Genomic DNA, 19,516 nt, shown 5'->3' on the forward strand with positions numbered 1-19,516 from the left:
GCTGTAATTAAGGTTGCTTATTTGTTTTGTAAAAAATTCTTGAGCAGGGCATGACCATGCTCAGAAAGAATCGACTCTGGATGAAACTGCACGCCTTCAACCGCAAGCTCCTTGTGGCGTACACCCATAATCTCTCCATCAGACGATGTTGCAGTGACTTCTAGCATCGCAGGCAGAGAGCTCTTCTCAATAGCGAGAGAGTGATAACGCGTCACCTTAAATGGATCGGGCAAGTCTTTAAATACGCCCACACCAGTGTGATGAATGCTATCGGTCTTGCCGTGCATTACCTTTTGGGCGCGAATGACTTTGCCGCCAAACGCCTCACCAATAGCTTGATGACCTAAGCAAACTCCAAGAATCGGAATTTGTCCGGCATAGCGCTTGATAGTTTCAACTGAGATGCCTGCTTCGGCTGGACTACATGGCCCAGGTGAGATACAGATACGTGCGGGATTGAGTTTGGCAATATCCTCAACGGTAATTTCATCATTACGAAATACCTTTACCTCTTCACCCAGTTCTGCAAAATACTGAACAAGGTTATAGGTAAACGAATCATAGTTATCAATCATTAGGAGCATCAAGTCCTCCTTGTACTAAATCTGCTGCAGTCAATACTGCACGTGCTTTTGCTTCTGTTTCTTTCCATTCCGCAGTCGGGTCGGAGTCGGCTACGACGCCTGCGCCTGCCTGAGAGTGCAGCATGCCATCGCGGATAACGCCAGTACGAATAGCAATGGCTACATCCATATCTCCTGAGAAGGATAGATAGCCAACTGCGCCACCGTATACGCCGCGCTTCACGATTTCCATCTCATCAATGATTTCCATTGCCCGAATTTTTGGTGCGCCTGACAAGGTGCCTGCTGGGAAGGTGGCTCGCAACACATCCATATTGCTCATATTGTCTAAAAGATCGCCTTCTACGGAACTCACGATATGTTGAACATGTGAGTACTTCTCGATCGACATGGAGTCAGTCACTTTCACTGAGCCTGTTTTGGCAATACGTCCCACGTCATTGCGCGCTAAATCAATCAACATGACGTGTTCAGCGATTTCTTTAGGATCTGCCAAGAGTTCTTTGGCTAGGCGCTCATCTTCCTCAGGGTTTGCTCCGCGAGGGCGTGTGCCAGCCAGCGGACGTATGGTCACAATCTTCTCGGCAGCACGTTTTTCTTGGCGAACCAGAATCTCAGGGGATGAGCCAACAATTTGCATATCCCCAAAGTCATAGAAGTACATATATGGGGACGGGTTGAGTGAGCGTAAGGCTCTGTAGAGTGCCAAAGGTGAATCTGCAAATGGTTTGCTGATGCGTTGACCAATCACTACCTGCATGCAATCACCGGCCAAAATATATTCTTTGGTTTTCAGAACGGCATTTTCAAAATCGGCAGCCTTAAATTTGCGAATGAGTTCTGTCTTAGTGCTTGGTAAAGATGCTGGCATATTTGCTGGCTTACCAAGACAGGTCATTAATTCTTTTAAACGCTCTTGGGCTTTTTCAAAGCCATCAGTAATGCTTGGGTCTGCGTAAACGATAAAGTAAATTTTTCCAGCGACGTTATCAATCACTGCTAACTCTTCAGTCAACATGAGTTGAATATCAGGCACACCTAATTCATCGGGTAGTTGGTGTTTAGCTAGACGTGACTCAATGTAACGCACTGTGTCATAACCAAAGTAACCTGCTAAGCCACCACAAAAACGTGGCATATCGGGTTGTAGCGCAACCTTAAAGCGTTTGAAATAAGCATCTACAAAGTCGAGTGGATTATCGGTGTTGCTTTCAACGACTTTCCCATCTGTAACCACTTCATTGATCGGTGCAGTGGGTGTGCCAACAGTTCTAACGATTGTCTTAGCAGGCAGGCCAATAAAGGAGAAGCGGCCGAAACGCTCGCCACCCAAAACTGACTCCAACAGGTAAGTATTTTTCGTGCCAAACGCTTGGCTGAGTTTTACGTAAAGCGACAATGGCGTTTCAAGATCGGCCAAGACCTCCTTAATAAGAGGAATGCGATTGAAACCCTGTTTAGTTAGGGCATTAAATTCTTCGCGTTGCATTAGGATCTTCCTGACTTTCCTAATTCAGCGCGCATTGCATCAATCACTTGCGCATAATTTTCTTTGCCATAAATTGCTGAGCCAGCAACAAAAGTATCAGCACCCGCTTTTGCAACTTCAGCAATATTGTCGACCTTAATGCCACCATCTACTTCAAGACGAATGTGTCGACCAGTCTCTGCTTGATAGCGATCGAGGCGTGCGCGAACTTGAGCAATCTTATTGAGAGTACTTGGTATAAATGATTGACCACCAAACCCTGGATTAACTGACATGAGTAATACCAAGTCAATGAGCTCCAACGTGTGATCAAGATAATCTAGTGGAGTTGCTGGATTAAATACAAGACCTGCTTGGCAACCTTGATCACGAATGAGGTTTAGTGTGCGATTAACGTGCGGACTTGCTTCAGGATGAAAGCTAATTAAATTGGCGCCCGCTTTAGCAAAGTCAGGAACAATGCGATCCACTGGTTCGATCATCAGATGCACATCGATCACAGCCGGCTTGCCATCTTTGATTGCATACGGACGAATAGCCTCACAAACCAAGGGGCCAATGGTGAGATTGGGCACATAGTGGTTATCCATCACATCAAAGTGAATCCAATCAGCGCCCGCCACCAAAACGTCTTGTACTTCCTTGCCCAGACAGGCGAAGTCAGCAGACAAAATCGATGGGGCAATAACAAATTGGCTATTTGAGGATGTTTTTTGGCTTTCCATCCCTAGATTCTAGCTTGCAGTTGACCTTAGGATGGAGCAGAATTCGACCATGAATCCCCACGAAATCAGCATAACGGTCAAAGCCCAGTATCTTCCGGAGCAATCTGACCCAGATAACCGCCAATTTGCCTTTGCTTACACCGTCACCATACGTAATACAGGTACGGCCAGTATTCAGCTTATAGCCCGCCATTGGTTTATTACGGACGGGGATAACGACGTCCAGGAGGTCCGTGGCCTGGGGGTTGTAGGTCAGCAGCCGCTTTTGCGCTCTGGGGAGCATTTTGAATACACCAGTTGGGCTACATTGCCCACCCCTGCAGGGACTATGCGTGGGGAGTATTTTTGCGTAACTGAGGAGGCTCAGTTCTTTCAGGCCCCTATTCCTGAGTTTGCCCTGGTGATGCCCCGTACCTTGCACTAGCGCAAGGTTCAGGAGACTACTTTTTGCCTTTGCCCGTCCAGAGGACAATAAACAACAATAGTCCTAAGGCAACGGCACCTTCAAAGACAAACAGTAGCATTGGGTATTCATCGAGTAAATTGGCGATCATGATTTCTAAATTTAAATATGTTTCATTAAGTGTATTCGCAATCCTGGTCGTTAGCTTGATTGCGGGATGTTCTACTCCCCCCACTCGTGGCACGGGATATCGCTCAAGTGGTTCTGGTGCCTCGCCATCAAGCTACAGTTCTTCCATTGCAAGTTTTAGTGCTGTCTCTTGGCAGGCATTACCTGGATGGCAGGATGATGACTTATCCCAAGCTTGGCCTGCATGGTTAAAAAGCTGTGATGCTTTGCGCAAGAAAAACAGCGAAGTAAATTGGCGTCAAGTGTGTGCTCAAGCGAGCAGTGTTTCAGGTCGTGACACACAGGCAGTTCGTAAATATTTTGAAAGCAACTTTCAAGCTTATGAAATTCGTACTAGCTCTGGAAGTGATACTGGTCTAATCACTGGCTATTACGAGCCAGTCATGAATGGCTCACTCACTCGCACCAGCACATACAACGTGCCGCTCTATAGTTACCCAAGCGCGTGGCGCAAATCAAAACCGAATCCTGGTCCGACGCGCGCAGAGCTCATGAGTTCAGGGGTTTTAAAGGGGTCGGAAATTGCGTGGGTACAAGATCCTGTAGCGGCTGCTTCCATGCAAATTCAGGGCTCTGGAAAAATTCGCCTTGAAGATGGGCGCATCTTGCGTCTTGGCTTCGCGGGGACGAATGATCAGCCCTTCAAGTCATCTGCACAATGGTTGTTAGATCGTAAAGAAATTACGCGTAGCGAGGCAACGATGCAAGGCATTTCGCAATGGGCTAAACGTAATCCAGATCGAGTTAATGAAATGCTCAACGCGAATCCGCGTTTTGTTTTCTTTAAAGAGTTGCCGGGTAATGTGGCGGCAGATTTAGGTCCGAATGGAGCCTTAGGCGTTCCGCTTACTGGTGAGCGTAGCATCGCTGTTGATTTGCAGGCTCTGCCTTTGGGTGCACCAGTATTTTTAGCTACAACAAAGCCTTTGAGTAATCAGCCTTTACAAAAGTTGGTGATGGCACAAGATACTGGCAAAGCTATTGTGGGTGGTGTCAGGGCGGACTACTATTGGGGATCAGGGGATTCTGCTGGAGAGATGGCAGGCCGCATGAAACAAAATGGCAGGATGTGGCTGCTGCTTCCACGTTAATTCACTCTTACTACTGAAAGAAATCAATGAGCTACAAAACAATTTTGACTGAAGTGGATGGCAAGGTTGCAACCATCACTTTGAATCGCCCTGAAGTATTGAACGCCTTGAATGACCAATTAATGGAAGAGCTTGGCGCTGCATTATTGGCTTTTGATGCGGATGACAATATTGGTTGCATGATTGTTACCGGCAGTGAAAAGGCGTTTGCAGCTGGAGCGGATATCGCATCCATGGCGAAGTATGGACTGAAAGATGTTTATCGCGGTGACTTTATTACCCGCAACTGGGAAGAGATTAAAAAAGTCCGCAAGCCCGTAATTGCGGCTGTCTCTGGCTATGCGCTTGGTGGCGGTTGTGAGCTCGCCATGATGTGCGACACCATTATGGCTGCGGATAACGCGAAGTTTGCTCAACCAGAAGTGAAGCTAGGCATCATTCCAGGTGCTGGCGGTACACAACGTTTACCACGAGCAGTATCGAAAGCAAAAGCCATGGATTTAGCTCTGACAGGCCGCATGATGGATGCTGCCGAAGCTGAGCGCGCTGGTTTGGTCGCCAGAATTTTCCCGCAAGCAGATTTGCTGAAAGAAGTTAAAGCAATTGCTAAAGGGATTGCCGATATGCCTTTGTTGACTGCAATGATGGTGAAAGAAAGTATCAATACGGCCTACGAGACTACATTGTCTGAAGGCATTCACTTTGAGCGCCGTCTCTTTCATGCATGTTTCGCAACAAATGATCAGAAAGAGGGTATGGCTGCGTTTATGGAAAAACGCCCAGCCAAATTTACCAACTCTTAATTTCAGAAATTCAAAAAAGAATTTAGTTTTTTTCTAGGAAGCGTTGAGCTAGTTTGACCCAATAGCTCACGCCTACTGGAATCAAGGAATCATTGAAGTCGTATGAAGGATTGTGTAGGTGGCAAGGACCCATGCCATGACCTACGGAGCGATGATCACCGTCGCCATTGCCAAGGAAAACATAGCAACCTGGCTTTTCCAGCAACATAAACGCAAAGTCTTCTGCACCCATAGTCGGATCGATTGAGGCATTCACATTTTGCTTGCCAACCAATTCGCTCATTACCTCAGTGGCAAATTCCACTTCATTGGCGTGATTAATGAGAGGTGGGTAATTTCTAGCAAATGTGACTTCCGCTTGGCAATCAAAAGCACTTGCAACATTGTGTGCGATTTCTCGAAGGCGTTGCTCAATGAGATCTAAGACATCCAATGTAAATGTGCGCACTGTGCCGCCAATGAAGGCGCTATCCGGAATGACATTACTTGTTTCGCCTGCATGAAATTGTGTGATGGATAAAACCGCAGCATCTACAGGGCGTTTATTGCGGGTAATGATGCTTTGTAATGCTAGAACTACTTGCGCCCCAGCAAAAACTGGATCTGCGCTGTTATGTGGAAGGGCGGCATGACCACCTTTGCCTGTAATGGTGATTTCGAAGGTATTGCTAGAGGCCATCATGGGGCCAGACGTCACACCAAAGTGACCTTCTACTAAGCCAGGCCAGTTGTGCAGGCCAAATACGGCATCGCATGGGAATTCTTTGAAGAGCCCATCCTTGATCATTTCATTTGCACCAGCACCGCCCTCTTCGGCTGGTTGGAAAATAAAAATCACAGTACCTTTGAAGTCGCGATGATTTGATAAATACTGTGCAGCACCAAGAAGCATGGCAGTGTGACCATCATGACCACATGCATGCATTTTTCCTGGATTTTTTGAAGCATGCTCAAAGTTGTTGTGCTCTTGCAATGGCAGCGCATCCATATCGGCGCGCAGACCAATCATCTTTCCCGGTCCTAAGTCGCCATCTAAGCGACCAACTACTCCAGTTTTTCCCATCCCGCGGTAAACAGTAATTCCCCAGCTAGAAAGTGCCTCTGCGACTAAATCAGACGTGCGATTCTCTTCGAAACGCAATTCAGGGTGTGCATGAATATTGCGTCGAATTTCTTGAATGGCTTCTGCGGATTCGGTAATTTCTGGAAGTAAATGCATCCCTTCATCTTATCCGAAAGTCTTTTGATACGCCTTTAGAAGGCAATTAATGCTGATTATTGATTGGGCAATTGAATGTGCTTTGCAGCAAAATGCAAAGCCTCAATTGAATAAGGGCTATCAGTAGCTTTTTGTAGCTCTTTTGGCAGTGACGGAATCAGACCTAAAAAGGGTGCGTCAATCCTGGCTTGCAAGGTCTGGAGGTTTTCCTGTAGAAGAGGCATTTCCTCTTCAAGGGTATTGGCAATCCATCCAGCAATCTTTAAGTTGCGCGCTTTGATTGCTTCGTAAGTTAACAGGGCGTGATTAAGGCAGCCTAATTTCATGCCCACTACAAGAATTATTGGCAAATCAATCTTCTTTGCGAACCCACCTAAATCTTCATCTTTATTTAAAGGTATTAACAGGCCGCCAGCGCCCTCAACCACAATGCAATCCGCATGCTTTTGAACATCCTGAAAAGCTTCAGTCATCACACTCATCTCAAGCATTAGCCCTTGCTGTGTTGCCACTAAGTGAGGGGCGGCTGGTTTATCCAATACATAAGGACATAAACTCAATTCACCATGACTGAGGTTAGATGCAATGCGTAGTGTTTCTAAATCCTCATTGAGAGTTATGCCACTTGTATCTTGGTAGGTTCCAGCGACAACCGGTTTAAAGCCAATGACGTTTATTTGTTGCTCGCGCAATTTCACAATGAGTGCGCCGCTTACCAAGGTTTTCCCAACTTCGGTATCGGTGCCTGTGACAAAGAGTCCAGCAGACTTACTCATGGGGAGCCTTTTGGATTGCTGTCTGCTCAATAGTTTTCAAGGTAGCGATTAGCTGACGTAAATCTGCTTCACTATGATTTGCTGAGAAGGTAATTCTCAATCGCGCACTCCCAATGGGTACGGTCGGTGGACGAATGGCTGGAATCCAGTAACCAGCCTCATCTAATAACTTAGCAGCCAGCAAGGCATTGGCATTACTGCCCAAAATAACAGGCTGAATAGCTGTGCAAGAGGGCACCTTTTCCCACTGAGAAAAATGCATTTCATCTTGCCAAATACGAATCAGCTTATTCAGTTGGGAACGGCGATGACTTCCTTCATTCCCCTCGATGATGTCTAAGCTCTTGGAGAGTGTGTGCGCAATTGCTGGTGGCGTAGCAGTACTGTAAATAAAGGGGCGACCTTTTTGGATAAGCCATTCAATCAAGGTTGCATGCGCACAAACAAAAGCACCGCTGACGCCAGCAGCCTTCCCAAGCGTGCCGATATACACAATGCGATCTGAGCAGATATTTTCCTGCTCTAATATGCCGTGACCGTTCTTACCTAAAACCCCAAAGCCATGAGCATCGTCCACCAATAGCAAGGCATCGTATTGCTCAGCTACTTCCAGTAATCTCTTAACAGGGGCAAGGTCACCATCCATACTAAAGACGCCATCGGTGACGATCATCTTGAGACGGTTTTGATCAGCCTTCAGTAATTCACTTAATGCATTAGTGTCTTCATGATCAAACAAGTGAACCCGTGCATTAGTTTGCGCACTTGCTAGGCGAACACCATCAATCAAAGACGCATGATTTAACTTGGCTGAATAAATGCTGGTGGATCCATTTGGCGCAAGTCTTGCTAGGGCTGTAATCGCTGTCAGATTTGCAAGGTAGCCAGTACTAAAAAAGAGTGCACGTGCATCTGGGATATGTTGTTTCTGAAAAGCTGCCAACTTACTTTCAAGAATCTCATGGGCAATACTGTGGCCGCTGATGAGATGAGAGGCGCCGCTACCAACACCATACTGCGCGGCACCTTCAGCAAGGGCTTGAACGAGATCGGGATGATTTGCCAGGCCTAGATAGTCATTGCTGCAGAAAGCCTTTAATTCACGCCCATTAACCAGTGCTTTGGTGTCGCATGGAGATTCGGTTGCTCTGAGTTTTCGTTTGAGTAGCTGCAAATCCAAATCTGCAATTTGCTCTTGCGCTAAATGAAGGGCATTAAATGCTTTTGTCATGCCAATGTCTTCTCGAGGGCAAGCTGTACTGCTCTGCCTAATTGCATCGTTTCTTCGGATGACAGAATATAGGGAGGCATTACATAAATCGTATTGCCAATGGGTCTAATTAATACAGCTGCTTCCAAGCTATTGGCAAACATAGTACGTGCAAAAGTTTTGGGATTCTTAAGGCAATTGTTTTTAATGTCAAATGCCAAAATCATTCCCTGCTGGCGCCAATGCTCAATTCGGGGGTCTGACTTTGCCCATGCAAATGCATTTGCTAGATCTTGCGAGCGCTCAATGTTTTTTTCTAATACGTTTTCGGATTCAAAAATCTCAAGACAAGCTAGAGCGGCAGCGCACGCTAACGGATTGCCTGTGTATGAGTGGGAGTGTAAAAACCCTTGCGACGTTTGGTCACCATAAAACGCTTGATAAATCTGATCGGTTGTAAGACATAGAGATAGTGGCAAGTAGCCGCCACTAATTCCCTTGGAGAGTGTTAAGAAGTCTGGCCAGATACCAGCATGTTCACAGGCAAAGAACTTACCGCTTCGCCCACAGCCAACGGCAATCTCATCTGCAATCAGATGCACTTCATAGCGATTGCATAGCTCTTTGACTAGGCGCAGATATTCGGGCGAGTGCATCGCCATTTGTCCGGCGCATTGCACTAAGGGCTCAACAATAAACGCAGCTATCTGTTGATGCTCTTTTGCAAATAACTCTTCAAGTTGTTTGGCTGCGTGTTTTGCCACATCATCTGCGGTCTCACCAACTTTTGCTTTGCGTGCATCGGGGGAGGTGACTGTGTAGACATCTTGCAGCAGCGACCCGTAAGCTTCTCTGAAAATCGCTACGTCAGTTACCGCTAATGCGCCTAGTGTTTCTCCGTGGTAACCATTCTCTACACAAACAAACTTTTTCTTTTGCGGTTTGCTATTGAGCTGCCAATAGTGATGACTCATCTTCAGTGCAATCTCAACAGCAGATGCACCATCAGATGCATAGAAGACGTGACCTAAATGATGTTTAGTTAGCGCTGAAAGTTTTTCAGATAACTCGACTACTGGAGGATGTGTAAATCCTGCGAGCATCACGTGCTCAATTTTTTCTAGCTGCTCAGTGATTGCGTGATTGATACGTGGATTAGAGTGACCAAATAAATTGGTCCACCAAGAACTAATGGCATCGAGCAGGGCATTTCCGTTTTCGTCATAGAGCCAAGCCCCTTTGCCTTTGGTAATTGCAACTAGCGGAAAAGATTCATGCTGTTTCATCTGAGTGCAGGGGTGCCAAACGGCGGCTAGGCTGCGATCAACGAGTGCGGCTTGATTTAAATCAGAAATAACCTTCATGTTTGATATTTGACCACTAGTTTTCCCAACTTCAGGCCTGTATCTGTTATGTTTATGCCTTGAATCTACCTAATTTCTGGAATTTGCCCATGCAGGACACTCAAACCGTTGAAAAACCATTAACTCAGTTCAAATCTAAGGCTGAATTGCATCAAAGTGCTAATGCGGAGATTGCGGCACCTGGAGAGTGGTCAGTGGCTCAAATTGAGGCTTTATTTGCGCTCCCATTCAATGAATTGATGTTGAAGGCCCAAGAGACCCATAAGGCTTATTTCCCTGAGGGTGATGTGGAATTGGCTACCCTGTTGTCAATCAAGACAGGTGGTTGTCCTGAGGACTGCGGCTATTGCCCGCAAGCCGCCCGTTATGACACGGACGTTAAGGCCGAGAAGTTAATGGGCTTGGAAGAGGTTTTAGAGGCTGCTAAAGCAGCCAAAGCGGCTGGTTCTAATCGTTTCTGTATGGGTGCTGCTTGGCGTGAGCCCAAAGATCGCGATATTGAAAAAGTGACTGCCATGATTAAGGGTGTAAAGGCCCTAGGCCTTGAAACCTGCGCTACCTTGGGCATGTTAGAAGCTGATCAAGCTCAGGCCCTTCAAGAAGCTGGCCTGGACTTCTATAACCATAATTTAGATACCAGCGAAGATTTTTACCGCTCAGTGATCTCCACTCGTGGCTATCAGGATCGCTTGGATACGATTTCCAATGTCCGCGCTGCAGGTATGTCAGTTTGCTGCGGTGGAATCGTAGGAATGGGCGAATCCAGGGAGCAGCGCGCTGCCTTTCTGGCGCGCTTAGCCAATCTGAGTCCATATCCAGAATCAGTGCCTATTAATCATTTGGTGCCTGTGGCCGGTACGCCATTAGCAGATCAAAAGCCATTGGATCCGCTCGAGTTTGTTCGAACTATTGCGGTTGCTAGGATCACCATGCCTAAAGCCCGCGTGCGTCTATCTGCTGGTCGTCAGGAGCTCGGCAGAGCAGTCCAGGCGATGTGTTTCTTGGCTGGTGCTAACTCTATTTTCTATGGTGAGCAACTACTCACTACCGGTAATCCTGAGGCAGAACAAGACCGTGCACTCTTGGCTGAGTTGGGTCTGAAGACCAAGCAAAGCAGCAAAGCAGAGGTTTTAATCTAACCTTTGTCGCGTATGTCCCCGATAGATCGCTTTATTCTGGAATTTGATACCGCCCTTCGATCGGTAGTTGGGGGCGCCAATGCTCAAAGACCTACGCCAGGGTCGGATTTTGCAAATCATTCCGGGTTAGATGCTGCCGAACGCAAACATGCTGCTGGACTCATGCGTGTTAATCACGTTGGTGAAGTTTGTGCGCAAGCGTTGTATCAATCACAAAAATTAGTCGCACGAAATTCAGATATTCAAGAGATGCTGGATCACTCTGGCCGCGAAGAAATGGATCACCTTGCTTGGTGTGAAACTCGCCTACAAGAACTTGGATCACATACTAGTTATCTCAATCCGCTTTGGTATGCTGGATCCTTTGCGATCGGCTTGGCAGCAGGCTTAGCGGGCGATAAGTGGAGCCTAGGATTTGTTGCTGAAACAGAAAAACAAGTAGAGAATCACTTAGAAAGTCATCTCGAAAAATTGCCTAAAGAGGATCAACGCTCACGTGCAATTGTTGATCAAATGCGCATTGATGAAATTGCACATGGGCAAGCTGCAAAAAATGCAGGCGGTGCAAATTTGCCAGAACCTGTTCAGAAAATAATGCAGGCAATGTCTAAGGTAATGACCACTACTGCTTACAAAATTTAAAACTGAAATACGATTAATTCTTAAAAAATAATTTCTGATTAATTTTGATATATTTTTTTGATATTACTGTTTATAAATACAGTATATTTTGGGATTATCTAGCCCAATAGCTAAGATCTATTCTTAAGTATATTTTCCAAGCCATTGTTTCAAGTAGCTATTTTACTAACACCATTTTCTGAACACACGACGCTAAGTGTTTGTAAACACTAGAGAAATTCCTAAAAAAACTCCTAAAAACACTTGACCCTCTTAGTGCGATCCTCTAAAGTGGGAGGAAGTGTGAAAAAGTGGGGTAAATGGTGTTTCAAGGTGCGTCAGCTCTCAATTTAGATGCAAAAGGCCGCATGTCTGTGCCGGCAAAGCATCGTGACGCCTTGTTGGTACAGGGCGAGGGCCGAATCACGCTCACAAAACACCCCGATGGCTGCCTACTTCTCTTCCCAAGGCCTGAGTGGGAAACCTTCAGAGCGAGAGTTGCACAACTTCCAATGGATGCTCATTGGTGGCGTCGAATCTTCTTGGGTAACGCAGCGGAAATGGATTTGGATAGTGCTGGTCGCGTATTGGTCAGTCCAGAATTACGCGCAGCAGCTGGAATAGAAAAAGAAGTGATTTTGCTTGGTATGGGAAGTCACTTGGAATTGTGGGATGCAGCAACATACGCTGCAAAAGAACAGGCTGCGATTGCGCAAGGCATGCCTGAAGCACTCAAGCAATTTAATTTTTGATGACAGGGTGCTATGAACATATCTCATCGCCCAGTGTTACTGGCCGAGGCGGTGACGGCGCTAGTTGGTGGCCCACTGATTCAAAATCAAAATTCTGCAAAACAAATTCTAGTGATCGATGGAACTTTTGGGCGCGGTGGTCATACTCAAGCGCTGCTCAAGGAATTGAATCCATCAGCACGAATGATTTCTTTCGACAAGGATTTGGATGCGATCGCAGTAGCGCAACAAATCAACGATCCGCGTTTGAAAATTGTGCACGACAGTTTTGCGCAGATGGATCAGTACGCGGAAGCAGAATCGGTAGATGGAATTTTGTTGGACTTGGGCATCAGCTCGCCGCAAGTGGACGAAGCACATCGGGGATTTTCTTTTCGACGCGAAGGTCCGCTCGATATGCGTATGAATACCGATCATGGTTTAACTGCAGCAGAGTGGTTGGAGCAAGCGCCACCGGAGGAAATCACGCACGTGATTAAGGCTTACGGAGAAGAGCGCTTTGCATATCAGATCGCTAAGGCCATTGTGGCCAAGCGTGAAGAAGGATTGTCACCAAAAACTACGACAGAATTAGCTAGTCTTGTAGCTAGTGTTGTGCGCACACGTGAAGCAGGTCAAGATCCTGCAACCAGAACATTTCAAGCCCTGCGCATTTTTATCAATCGCGAGCTAGAAGATTTAGAACTCGGTTTAAAAGCGGCATTGAAATTATTAAAGCCTGGCGCAAGACTAGCGGTGATCAGTTTCCACTCTCTTGAAGATCGCATCGTGAAGCAGTTTATGCAAGCACATGCCAAAGTAGAGGTGCCTCGTGGCTTGCCAGTGCGCGAAAAAGATTTGCCGCAAAGCGCACTCGAAATTATTGGCCGCGTTAAGCCTAGTGATGCAGAGGTATCTGAAAATCCTCGCGCACGATCAGCAATTATGCGTGTTGCCGAAAAGCGCATGGGAGAAGTTGCATGAATCGTGCAACATTTACTTTGCTCGCATTGCTATTAATTTGCGCTCTATCTTTAGTAGCGGCGCAGCAGCGTGCGCGTAAGTTATTCATTCTGCAGGAACGTGCACAGATTGAAGAGCGTAAGCTAAATCAAGAATGGTTACGTCTTGAGTATGAGCAACGCAATCTTTCAAAGTCCGCACGTATTCGTGATGTTGCACGCAATCAATTGCGCATGTCCCCAATTTCTCCTGAACGCACTTTGTATCTGAGGGAGGCTAAATGAGGCCGGTCGGTTTTTCTACTACGCCTAATTTAGTGTTGCGTCTGCCAATGTGGCGGTCGCGTTTAATGCTATTCCTCTTATTCTTTGTTTTCATGATGCTTTTGCTGCGTGCATTTTGGATTCAGGGTCCAGGCAATGCATTCTATGAAGCAAAAGGCGTGCGCGGTACTCAGCGTGAGCTGGAGTTGCCTGCAAGCCGTGGAAAAATTTTGGATCGCAATGGTCAGGTTATTGCAACTAGTCTGGAGGCGAAATCGGTTATCGCCTATAACGACACAGTTCCAGACGATTTGGCTGCAGACAAAGTTCAGAAGCTAGCAAGTCTCTTGCAGATGAGTGAATCTGATTTACGCAAGAAGCTAAAAGAAGAGCGCAAGCAAATCTTCTTAAAACGCCAAGTTGATCCAGCGGTTGCGCAGCAAATTAAACAATTAGAAATTCCAGGCATTGGTTTAAATAATGAATATCGTCGCTTCTATCCAGAGGGCGAAGCGATGGCGCACGTGGTTGGCTTTACAAACGTAAACGATAAAGGCCAAGAGGGCATGGAGCTTTCTAGAGAGAAAGACCTTGCCGGACACCCAGGACAAAGACGTGTAGTGGTTGATCGTCTTGGTCGCGTTGTCGATGAAATGGCTATTTTGCAGTTGCCACAAAACGGAAAAGATTTAAATCTGTCTATTGATAGCAAGATTCAGTTTTTAGCCTATAACGCCGTAAAAGATGCAGTTGAAAAGCATCACGCTAAGGCGGGCGGCGCGGTAGTGCTTGATACGCAAACGGGCGAGATTTTGGCTTTGGCAAACTATCCAAGCTACAACCCGAATGATCGCAGGGTGTTAACTGGCGAGCAATTACGTAATCGCGTATTAACAGACACCTTTGAGCCTGGCTCAACCATGAAGCCGTTAACGATTGCAATTGCATTAGAAAAAGGCGCGGTCAAGCCTGATACCAATATGGTGATTGGCGCTAAGTATTTAATTGGGCCTAAGCCAATTACCGATACGCATCCTTATGGAAATTTAACGGTCTCGCAAATTATTCAAAAGTCCAGCAACATTGGAACGGCAAAGATTGCAATGAACAGCCTTTCTGCCGAAGAGATGTGGGATTTCTACACAGCAGTTGGCTTTGGACAAGCGCCAAAAATTGGTTTCCCTGGCGCTGTGGCTGGAACAGTTCACCCATTTAAAAAGTGGATGCCTACCGATCAAGCGCGTATTGCATTTGGTTACGGTATTTCTGCTTCGCTATTTCAGGTAGCTCGTGCTTACACAGTTTTTGCACGTGATGGTGAATTGGTTCCACTGACAATTGAGCGGAGCCCAGAATTTAAACCAGGCACAAAAGTTCTTTCTCCAAAAACTGCAATAGAAATGCGAACCATGATGGAGTCGGTTACTGAGCCTGGAGGCACTGCCATTAAGGCGCAAGCTGAAGGTTTCCGTGTAGGGGGCAAGACTGGAACAGCGCATAAGTTAGTTGGTAAAGGGTATGGCAATAAGTATCGCGCTTACTTTGCTGGCTTAGCCCCTATTAGTGCGCCACGTATTGTGGTTGCAGTCATGATTGATGAGCCTACGGGTGGAAGTCACTACGGTGGAGATGTTGCCGCACCTGTTTTCTCGACCATTGTGAGCGAAACACTGCATACCTTAAATGTATTGCCAGATAACAAAGTGAAGCAGATGGTGCTGCAAGACAAGAGTCCACACGAGATTCAGTCTGCAAATGCACAAGCTCAACATGTGGTTTTGAAGCGATGAGGGTGGATTTGAAAATAGACACCAATCACTTGATTGACCACTTACACACACTAGCGAATTCCTCCGCAAAAGTGTGTGCGGATAGTCGCCAGATTCAGTCTGGCGATATCTTTTTTGCCTATCTGGTAGGTCATGGCAATGCATTGCGCGATGGACGTCAGTTTATTCATGCTGCCTTAGAAAATGGTGCAGCGGCCGTGGTGTTTGATCCTGCGGGTATGGATAATCAATTTATAGATCACCCACAATGCTTCGCAGTTGAAAATCTTGCTGCAGAGGCGGGCCAGTTGTGCTCTCGGTGGTACGGAAACCCCAGCAAAGAATTGAGCATTATTGGCGTTACTGGCACCAATGGAAAAACAAGTATTACTCAGTGGCTTGCTCAGGCTTTAGATGCCAGCAATCATCGCACTGCGGTTTTAGGAACTTTAGGAACTGGATTTCCCGGTGCCTTGGTTCAAACTGGCTATACAACTCCAGATGCCCCAAAGTTACAAACTCAGCTAGCGGAGTTGCGTAGCGCAGGTGCAAAGCAAGTAGCCATGGAAGTATCTTCACACGCATTGGATCAAGATCGAATCGCTGGTACTGAGTTAAATTGCGCGATCTTCACTAATCTCACGCAAGATCATTTGGATTACCACGGCAGTATGGCCGAGTACGCCGAGGCGAAAGCAAAGTTATTTCAGCAGTCCGGACTTAAGCATGCGGTGATTAATTTAGATGATGCTTTTGGTCGTGAGTTGGCTATGAATCTGTTGGCCAAAAACAATTTGAAGGTGTGGGCATATGCCTTGTCGCTATCAGTTTTCGAAGGCTTTGAAAAATTTGGTGACCGATTGCACCGTATTTATGCAAAAGAGACTGCGTTGAATGGTGCAGGCTACGATTCCACTTTTGTTTATGACAATGCAGGAAGTGCTCAATTGCATATCCCATTGTTGGGTGAATTTAATTTAAGTAATGCGCTTGCAGTATGGACAGTATTGCTTGCTCAAGGCATGAGCTGTGAGCTTGCAGCACAAAAAGTCAGTCAATTAAATCCGGTGCTTGGGCGCATGGAGTTAATTCAACTTGGCAAGCCTCAAAAAACAGAGGGTTTATTGGCGGTTGTCGATTACGCACATACGCCAGATGCCTTAGAGAAAACTTTGCAGGCTTTACGGCCTATTGCAGACCGGCGTGGTGGAAATATTTGGTGTGTATTTGGCTGCGGTGGCGATAGAGATGCCGGAAAACGATCGCTAATGGGCGCTGTTGCAGAGCGTTATGCCGATCAAATTTTGATTACTAGCGACAATCCACGCTCAGAAGATCCACAAGCCATCATGCAGATGATTCGTGGTGGCCTAAAAGTTGATGCAACAAATGTTCAGATGATTGCCGATCGTGCTGCTGCCATTATGGCGGCTGTGCGTCATGCGAATGCTCGCGATATTGTTTTGGTGGCTGGTAAGGGGCATGAAACTACCCAAGAAATCAATGGCAAGAAATTTGATTTCTCTGACCAGGAACATATCCGCTTGGCTGCAGGAGGTGGAATCTAATGTCCATCATGACAACGCTTGCTCAAGCCCAGGCCATGCTGCCTGGAAGCAAGCTAATTAATACCTCTGTAGAAGCTGCTCAGGACTTGGTTGTTTCTCGAGTGGGTACTGATAGTCGCCAGATAGAGCGTAATGAATTATTTGTAGCTTTGGTTGGCGAGCGCTTTGATGCACACGACTTCTTATCTGATGTTGCGAAAGCAGGCGCAGGTGCTGCGCTAATTAGTAGTCAAGATAAATGCCCGGCCGACTTGCCAGCAATTTGCGTTTCGAACACACGCGTTGGTTTAGGAAATTTAGCCAAAGCATGGCGCGCTAATCATCCTATTCCTTTGGCTTTGGTTACTGGTAGCAATGGTAAGACCACCGTTAAGGAAATGATTGCTTCTATTTTCAAGGCTGCCGTTGGCGAACAACATACCCTGGTGACCAAAGGTAATTTGAACAACGATATTGGTTTGCCATTAACCCTATTAAAGTTACGCTCGACGGATCGTCTAGCAGTTGTTGAGCTTGGCATGAATCATCCGGGTGAGACGGCACAGTTGGCTGCTATTGCTCAGGCCAATATCGCATTAATTAATAACGCCCAGCGTGAGCATCAAGAGTTTATGGCAACAGTAGCCGCTGTCGCTGAAGAACACTCTGATGCAATTCGTGCGTTACCAACTGATGGGATCGCTGTATTCCCAGCAGATTCTGAATTTGCAAATGTTTGGCACCAGGCTGCTGCAGGTCGCAAGGTTATTGATTTTGTTCTGTCATCTGCACAGACCAAGGCATCAGCCGCAGTAACTGGCACCCTATTAAGCAATGGGTTAGTACAGATTAAAACTGAACAAGGCAGCATCGAGGTTCAGTTGAATACCTTGGGTAGCCATAATGTTCGCAATGCTCTAGCAGCAAGTGCGGTAGGAATTGCGGCTGGTGTAAGTCTTGAAAAAATTAAGCAGGGCCTCGAATCTTTCTCGCCGGTCAATGGACGTATGCAAGCTAAGGCGATCGATTCAAAACGAACCCTCATTGATGATAGCTATAACGCTAATCCTGATTCTGTAAGAGCGGCTATTGATGCTTTAAAACAATCGGGAAATTTATCTTGGTTAATTTTGGGTGATATGGGCGAAGTTGGCAATCAAGGCCCCGAGTTTCATCGGGAAGTTGGCGCCTATGCTGCTGAACAGGGTATCGCCAAACTCTTTGCCCTAGGTGAGCAATGTCAATTCGCACTCCAAGGATTTAATGAAGCTGGTAAAGGTGTTGCAACTGCATCTCAGGCAATACATTTTGCGGATATGGACAGTCTGATTACGCAATTAAGAGATGCGCTTCATACCCAGTCCAGCGGCAGCAATCAGCATTTAAATATTTTGGTTAAAGGTTCACGATTTATGCGCATGGAGCGTGTAGTGCAGGCCTTGTTAGAGGAGGCTAAAACATGCTCTTAATGTTGGCGCAATGGTTGCAGGATGACTTCGGATTTTTCCGAGTATTCAACTACATCACTTTTAGAGCGGTGATGGCAACGGTGACTGCATTGTTAATCGGTTTGGCTGCGGGACCCTGGGTTATTCGCAAACTCACTGCTTTAAAGATGGGTCAAGCTGTAAGAACTGACGGACCGCAAACACATTTAGTGAAATCAGGCACTCCGACAATGGGTGGCGTCTTGATTTTGATTGGTATTTTTATTTCATGCATGTTGTGGGCAGATCTTAGCAATCGATTTATTTGGATTGTGATGATTGTTACCTTTGGCTTTGGCTTGGTAGGTTGGGTAGATGATTACCGTAAAGTGGTCTACAAAGACCCCAAGGGTATGGCATCGAAAGAGAAATTCTTTTGGCAAACTTTGATTGGTTTATTTGCTGCAATCTACCTTGCGTTTTCTGTTTCCGAGGTCAACAACCTCAAGGTGCTGCAATTGTTCTATGAGTGGCTCAGAAGCGGCTTTGCTTTAGACCTACCAGCAAAAACTAACTTGCTATTACCGTTTATGAAGGAAGTGAGCTACCCATTAGGAATTATGGGTTTCATTATTTTGAGTTACTTAGTAATTGTTGGCAGTAGTAACGCTGTGAATCTAACCGATGGCCTTGATGGTTTGGTCATCATGCCAGTCATTCTGGTGGGTGCTGCATTAGGAGCTTTCGCCTATGTAATGGGTAATGCGATTTATGCGAAGTACCTCCTCTTCCCTTATATTCCTGGCGCTGGCGAGTTAATGATTTTCTGTGGCGCTATGGGTGGCGCAGGATTAGCTTTCCTTTGGTACAACACCCATCCAGCCCAAGTATTTATGGGTGACGTAGGTGCGCTAGCTTTAGGTGGGGCACTCGGCACTATTGCAGTCATTGTTCGCCAAGAAATTGTGTTGTTTGTGATGGGCGGCATTTTTGTTGCCGAAACCCTTTCAGTGATGTTGCAAGTATTTTGGTTCAAGGTAACCAAAAAACATTTTGGCGAGGGCCGTCGTATTTTCCGAATGGCACCATTGCATCATCATTTTGAATTAGGTGGCTGGAAAGAAACGCAAGTAGTTGTGCGTTTCTGGATCATCACGATTCTCTTAGTCTTAATTGGCTTATCTAGCTTGAAGTTACGGTGAC

At 46.3% G+C, this 19,516-nt stretch carries 19 protein-coding genes; 12 read left to right on the plus strand and 7 right to left on the minus strand.

All coding sequences use genetic code 11. The features are described from left to right. Nucleotides 1-17 precede the first annotated feature (17 nt). From ICN10_RS05380 to rpe, 3 genes are read right to left on the minus strand one after another with little or no spacing between them, the layout of a single operon-like run. On the minus strand, nucleotides 18-584 hold the full coding sequence (locus ICN10_RS05380; protein WP_216213398.1) for an aminodeoxychorismate/anthranilate synthase component II: 567 nt from the start codon (nucleotides 582-584) through the stop codon (nucleotides 18-20). After that, nucleotides 568-2,073, minus strand: a complete 1,506-nt coding sequence (gene trpE, locus ICN10_RS05385) for an anthranilate synthase component I (RefSeq protein ID WP_216213401.1) — start codon at nucleotides 2,071-2,073, stop codon at nucleotides 568-570. The genes ICN10_RS05380 and trpE overlap by 17 nt, the downstream gene beginning before the upstream one ends. Further along, entirely contained in the window at nucleotides 2,073-2,798 is a 726-nt protein-coding gene (gene rpe, locus ICN10_RS05390; protein WP_216213404.1) for a ribulose-phosphate 3-epimerase, read from the minus strand. The genes trpE and rpe overlap by 1 nt, the downstream gene beginning before the upstream one ends. Before the next feature lie 49 nt (nucleotides 2,799-2,847). Between rpe and apaG the strand changes: the two genes are divergently transcribed. From apaG to ICN10_RS05405, 3 genes are all read left to right on the plus strand, one after another. Then, nucleotides 2,848-3,222 carry a Co2+/Mg2+ efflux protein ApaG gene (gene apaG, locus ICN10_RS05395; RefSeq protein ID WP_068320265.1) on the plus strand — a complete coding sequence of 125 codons (375 nt, stop codon included), beginning with the start codon at nucleotides 2,848-2,850 and terminating at the stop codon, nucleotides 3,220-3,222. 128 nt (nucleotides 3,223-3,350) lie between these two features. Then, nucleotides 3,351-4,481, plus strand: a complete 1,131-nt coding sequence (locus ICN10_RS05400; RefSeq protein WP_216213408.1) for a murein transglycosylase A — start codon at nucleotides 3,351-3,353, stop codon at nucleotides 4,479-4,481. Nucleotides 4,482-4,507: 26 nt separating this feature from the next. After that, the gene (locus ICN10_RS05405; RefSeq protein WP_215348254.1) at nucleotides 4,508-5,284 is read left to right on the plus strand and encodes an enoyl-CoA hydratase; all 777 of its coding nucleotides are present in this window, start codon (nucleotides 4,508-4,510) and stop codon (nucleotides 5,282-5,284) included. 22 nt (nucleotides 5,285-5,306) lie between these two features. Here ICN10_RS05405 and ICN10_RS05410 read toward each other — a convergent pair whose 3' ends face one another. The 4 genes from ICN10_RS05410 to bioA are packed head-to-tail and all read right to left on the minus strand — an operon-like array spanning nucleotide 5,307 to nucleotide 9,853. Then, on the minus strand, nucleotides 5,307-6,503 hold the full coding sequence (locus tag ICN10_RS05410; RefSeq protein WP_216213411.1) for a M20 aminoacylase family protein: 1,197 nt from the start codon (nucleotides 6,501-6,503) through the stop codon (nucleotides 5,307-5,309). A gap of 56 nt (nucleotides 6,504-6,559) precedes the next feature. Then, entirely contained in the window at nucleotides 6,560-7,279 is a 720-nt protein-coding gene (gene bioD, locus ICN10_RS05415) for a dethiobiotin synthase (protein ID WP_216213414.1), read from the minus strand. Further along, on the minus strand, nucleotides 7,272-8,510 hold the full coding sequence (bioF, locus tag ICN10_RS05420; RefSeq protein ID WP_216213416.1) for an 8-amino-7-oxononanoate synthase: 1,239 nt from the start codon (nucleotides 8,508-8,510) through the stop codon (nucleotides 7,272-7,274). Before bioF ends, bioD begins: the two co-directional genes overlap by 8 nt. Further along, on the minus strand, nucleotides 8,507-9,853 hold the full coding sequence (bioA, locus tag ICN10_RS05425) for an adenosylmethionine--8-amino-7-oxononanoate transaminase (RefSeq protein ID WP_216213421.1): 1,347 nt from the start codon (nucleotides 9,851-9,853) through the stop codon (nucleotides 8,507-8,509). Before bioA ends, bioF begins: the two co-directional genes overlap by 4 nt. An 89-nt stretch (nucleotides 9,854-9,942) precedes the next feature. Between bioA and bioB the strand changes: the two genes are divergently transcribed. The 9 genes from bioB to mraY all read left to right on the plus strand — a co-directional run bounded on the left by bioB (nucleotide 9,943) and on the right by mraY (nucleotide 19,515). Then, nucleotides 9,943-10,992 carry a biotin synthase BioB gene (gene bioB, locus ICN10_RS05430; RefSeq protein WP_216213423.1) on the plus strand — a complete coding sequence of 350 codons (1,050 nt, stop codon included), beginning with the start codon at nucleotides 9,943-9,945 and terminating at the stop codon, nucleotides 10,990-10,992. A gap of 12 nt (nucleotides 10,993-11,004) precedes the next feature. Continuing rightward, complete coding sequence (coq7, locus tag ICN10_RS05435; RefSeq protein WP_216213426.1) at nucleotides 11,005-11,634, plus strand: 2-polyprenyl-3-methyl-6-methoxy-1,4-benzoquinone monooxygenase; 630 nt, start codon at nucleotides 11,005-11,007, stop codon at nucleotides 11,632-11,634. 302 nt (nucleotides 11,635-11,936) lie between these two features. Beyond that, nucleotides 11,937-12,365, plus strand: coding sequence for a division/cell wall cluster transcriptional repressor MraZ (gene mraZ / locus ICN10_RS05440; protein WP_068320686.1), 429 nt, complete (start codon nucleotides 11,937-11,939; stop codon nucleotides 12,363-12,365). Between the two features lie 12 nt (nucleotides 12,366-12,377). Further along, a complete protein-coding gene (gene rsmH / locus ICN10_RS05445) occupies nucleotides 12,378-13,328 on the plus strand; it encodes a 16S rRNA (cytosine(1402)-N(4))-methyltransferase RsmH (protein ID WP_216213429.1) in 951 nt (316 codons plus the stop codon). Then, nucleotides 13,325-13,591: a cell division protein FtsL gene (gene ftsL, locus ICN10_RS05450; protein ID WP_216213431.1), complete on the plus strand. Its 267-nt coding sequence runs from the start codon at nucleotides 13,325-13,327 to the stop codon at nucleotides 13,589-13,591. The genes rsmH and ftsL overlap by 4 nt, the downstream gene beginning before the upstream one ends. Next, nucleotides 13,588-15,360: a penicillin-binding protein 2 gene (locus tag ICN10_RS05455; protein WP_216213434.1), complete on the plus strand. Its 1,773-nt coding sequence runs from the start codon at nucleotides 13,588-13,590 to the stop codon at nucleotides 15,358-15,360. The genes ftsL and ICN10_RS05455 overlap by 4 nt, the downstream gene beginning before the upstream one ends. After that, the gene (locus ICN10_RS05460; protein ID WP_216213437.1) at nucleotides 15,357-16,907 is read left to right on the plus strand and encodes a UDP-N-acetylmuramoyl-L-alanyl-D-glutamate--2,6-diaminopimelate ligase; all 1,551 of its coding nucleotides are present in this window, start codon (nucleotides 15,357-15,359) and stop codon (nucleotides 16,905-16,907) included. The genes ICN10_RS05455 and ICN10_RS05460 overlap by 4 nt, the downstream gene beginning before the upstream one ends. Next, nucleotides 16,907-18,355 carry a UDP-N-acetylmuramoyl-tripeptide--D-alanyl-D-alanine ligase gene (gene murF / locus ICN10_RS05465; RefSeq protein ID WP_216213439.1) on the plus strand — a complete coding sequence of 483 codons (1,449 nt, stop codon included), beginning with the start codon at nucleotides 16,907-16,909 and terminating at the stop codon, nucleotides 18,353-18,355. Before ICN10_RS05460 ends, murF begins: the two co-directional genes overlap by 1 nt. Further along, nucleotides 18,346-19,515: a phospho-N-acetylmuramoyl-pentapeptide-transferase gene (gene mraY, locus ICN10_RS05470; RefSeq protein WP_216184653.1), complete on the plus strand. Its 1,170-nt coding sequence runs from the start codon at nucleotides 18,346-18,348 to the stop codon at nucleotides 19,513-19,515. Before murF ends, mraY begins: the two co-directional genes overlap by 10 nt. Nucleotide 19,516 lies beyond the last annotated feature (1 nt).

The organism is Polynucleobacter sp. 86C-FISCH (genome assembly GCF_018882415.1).
Classification (GTDB): Bacteria; Pseudomonadota; Gammaproteobacteria; order Burkholderiales; family Burkholderiaceae; genus Polynucleobacter.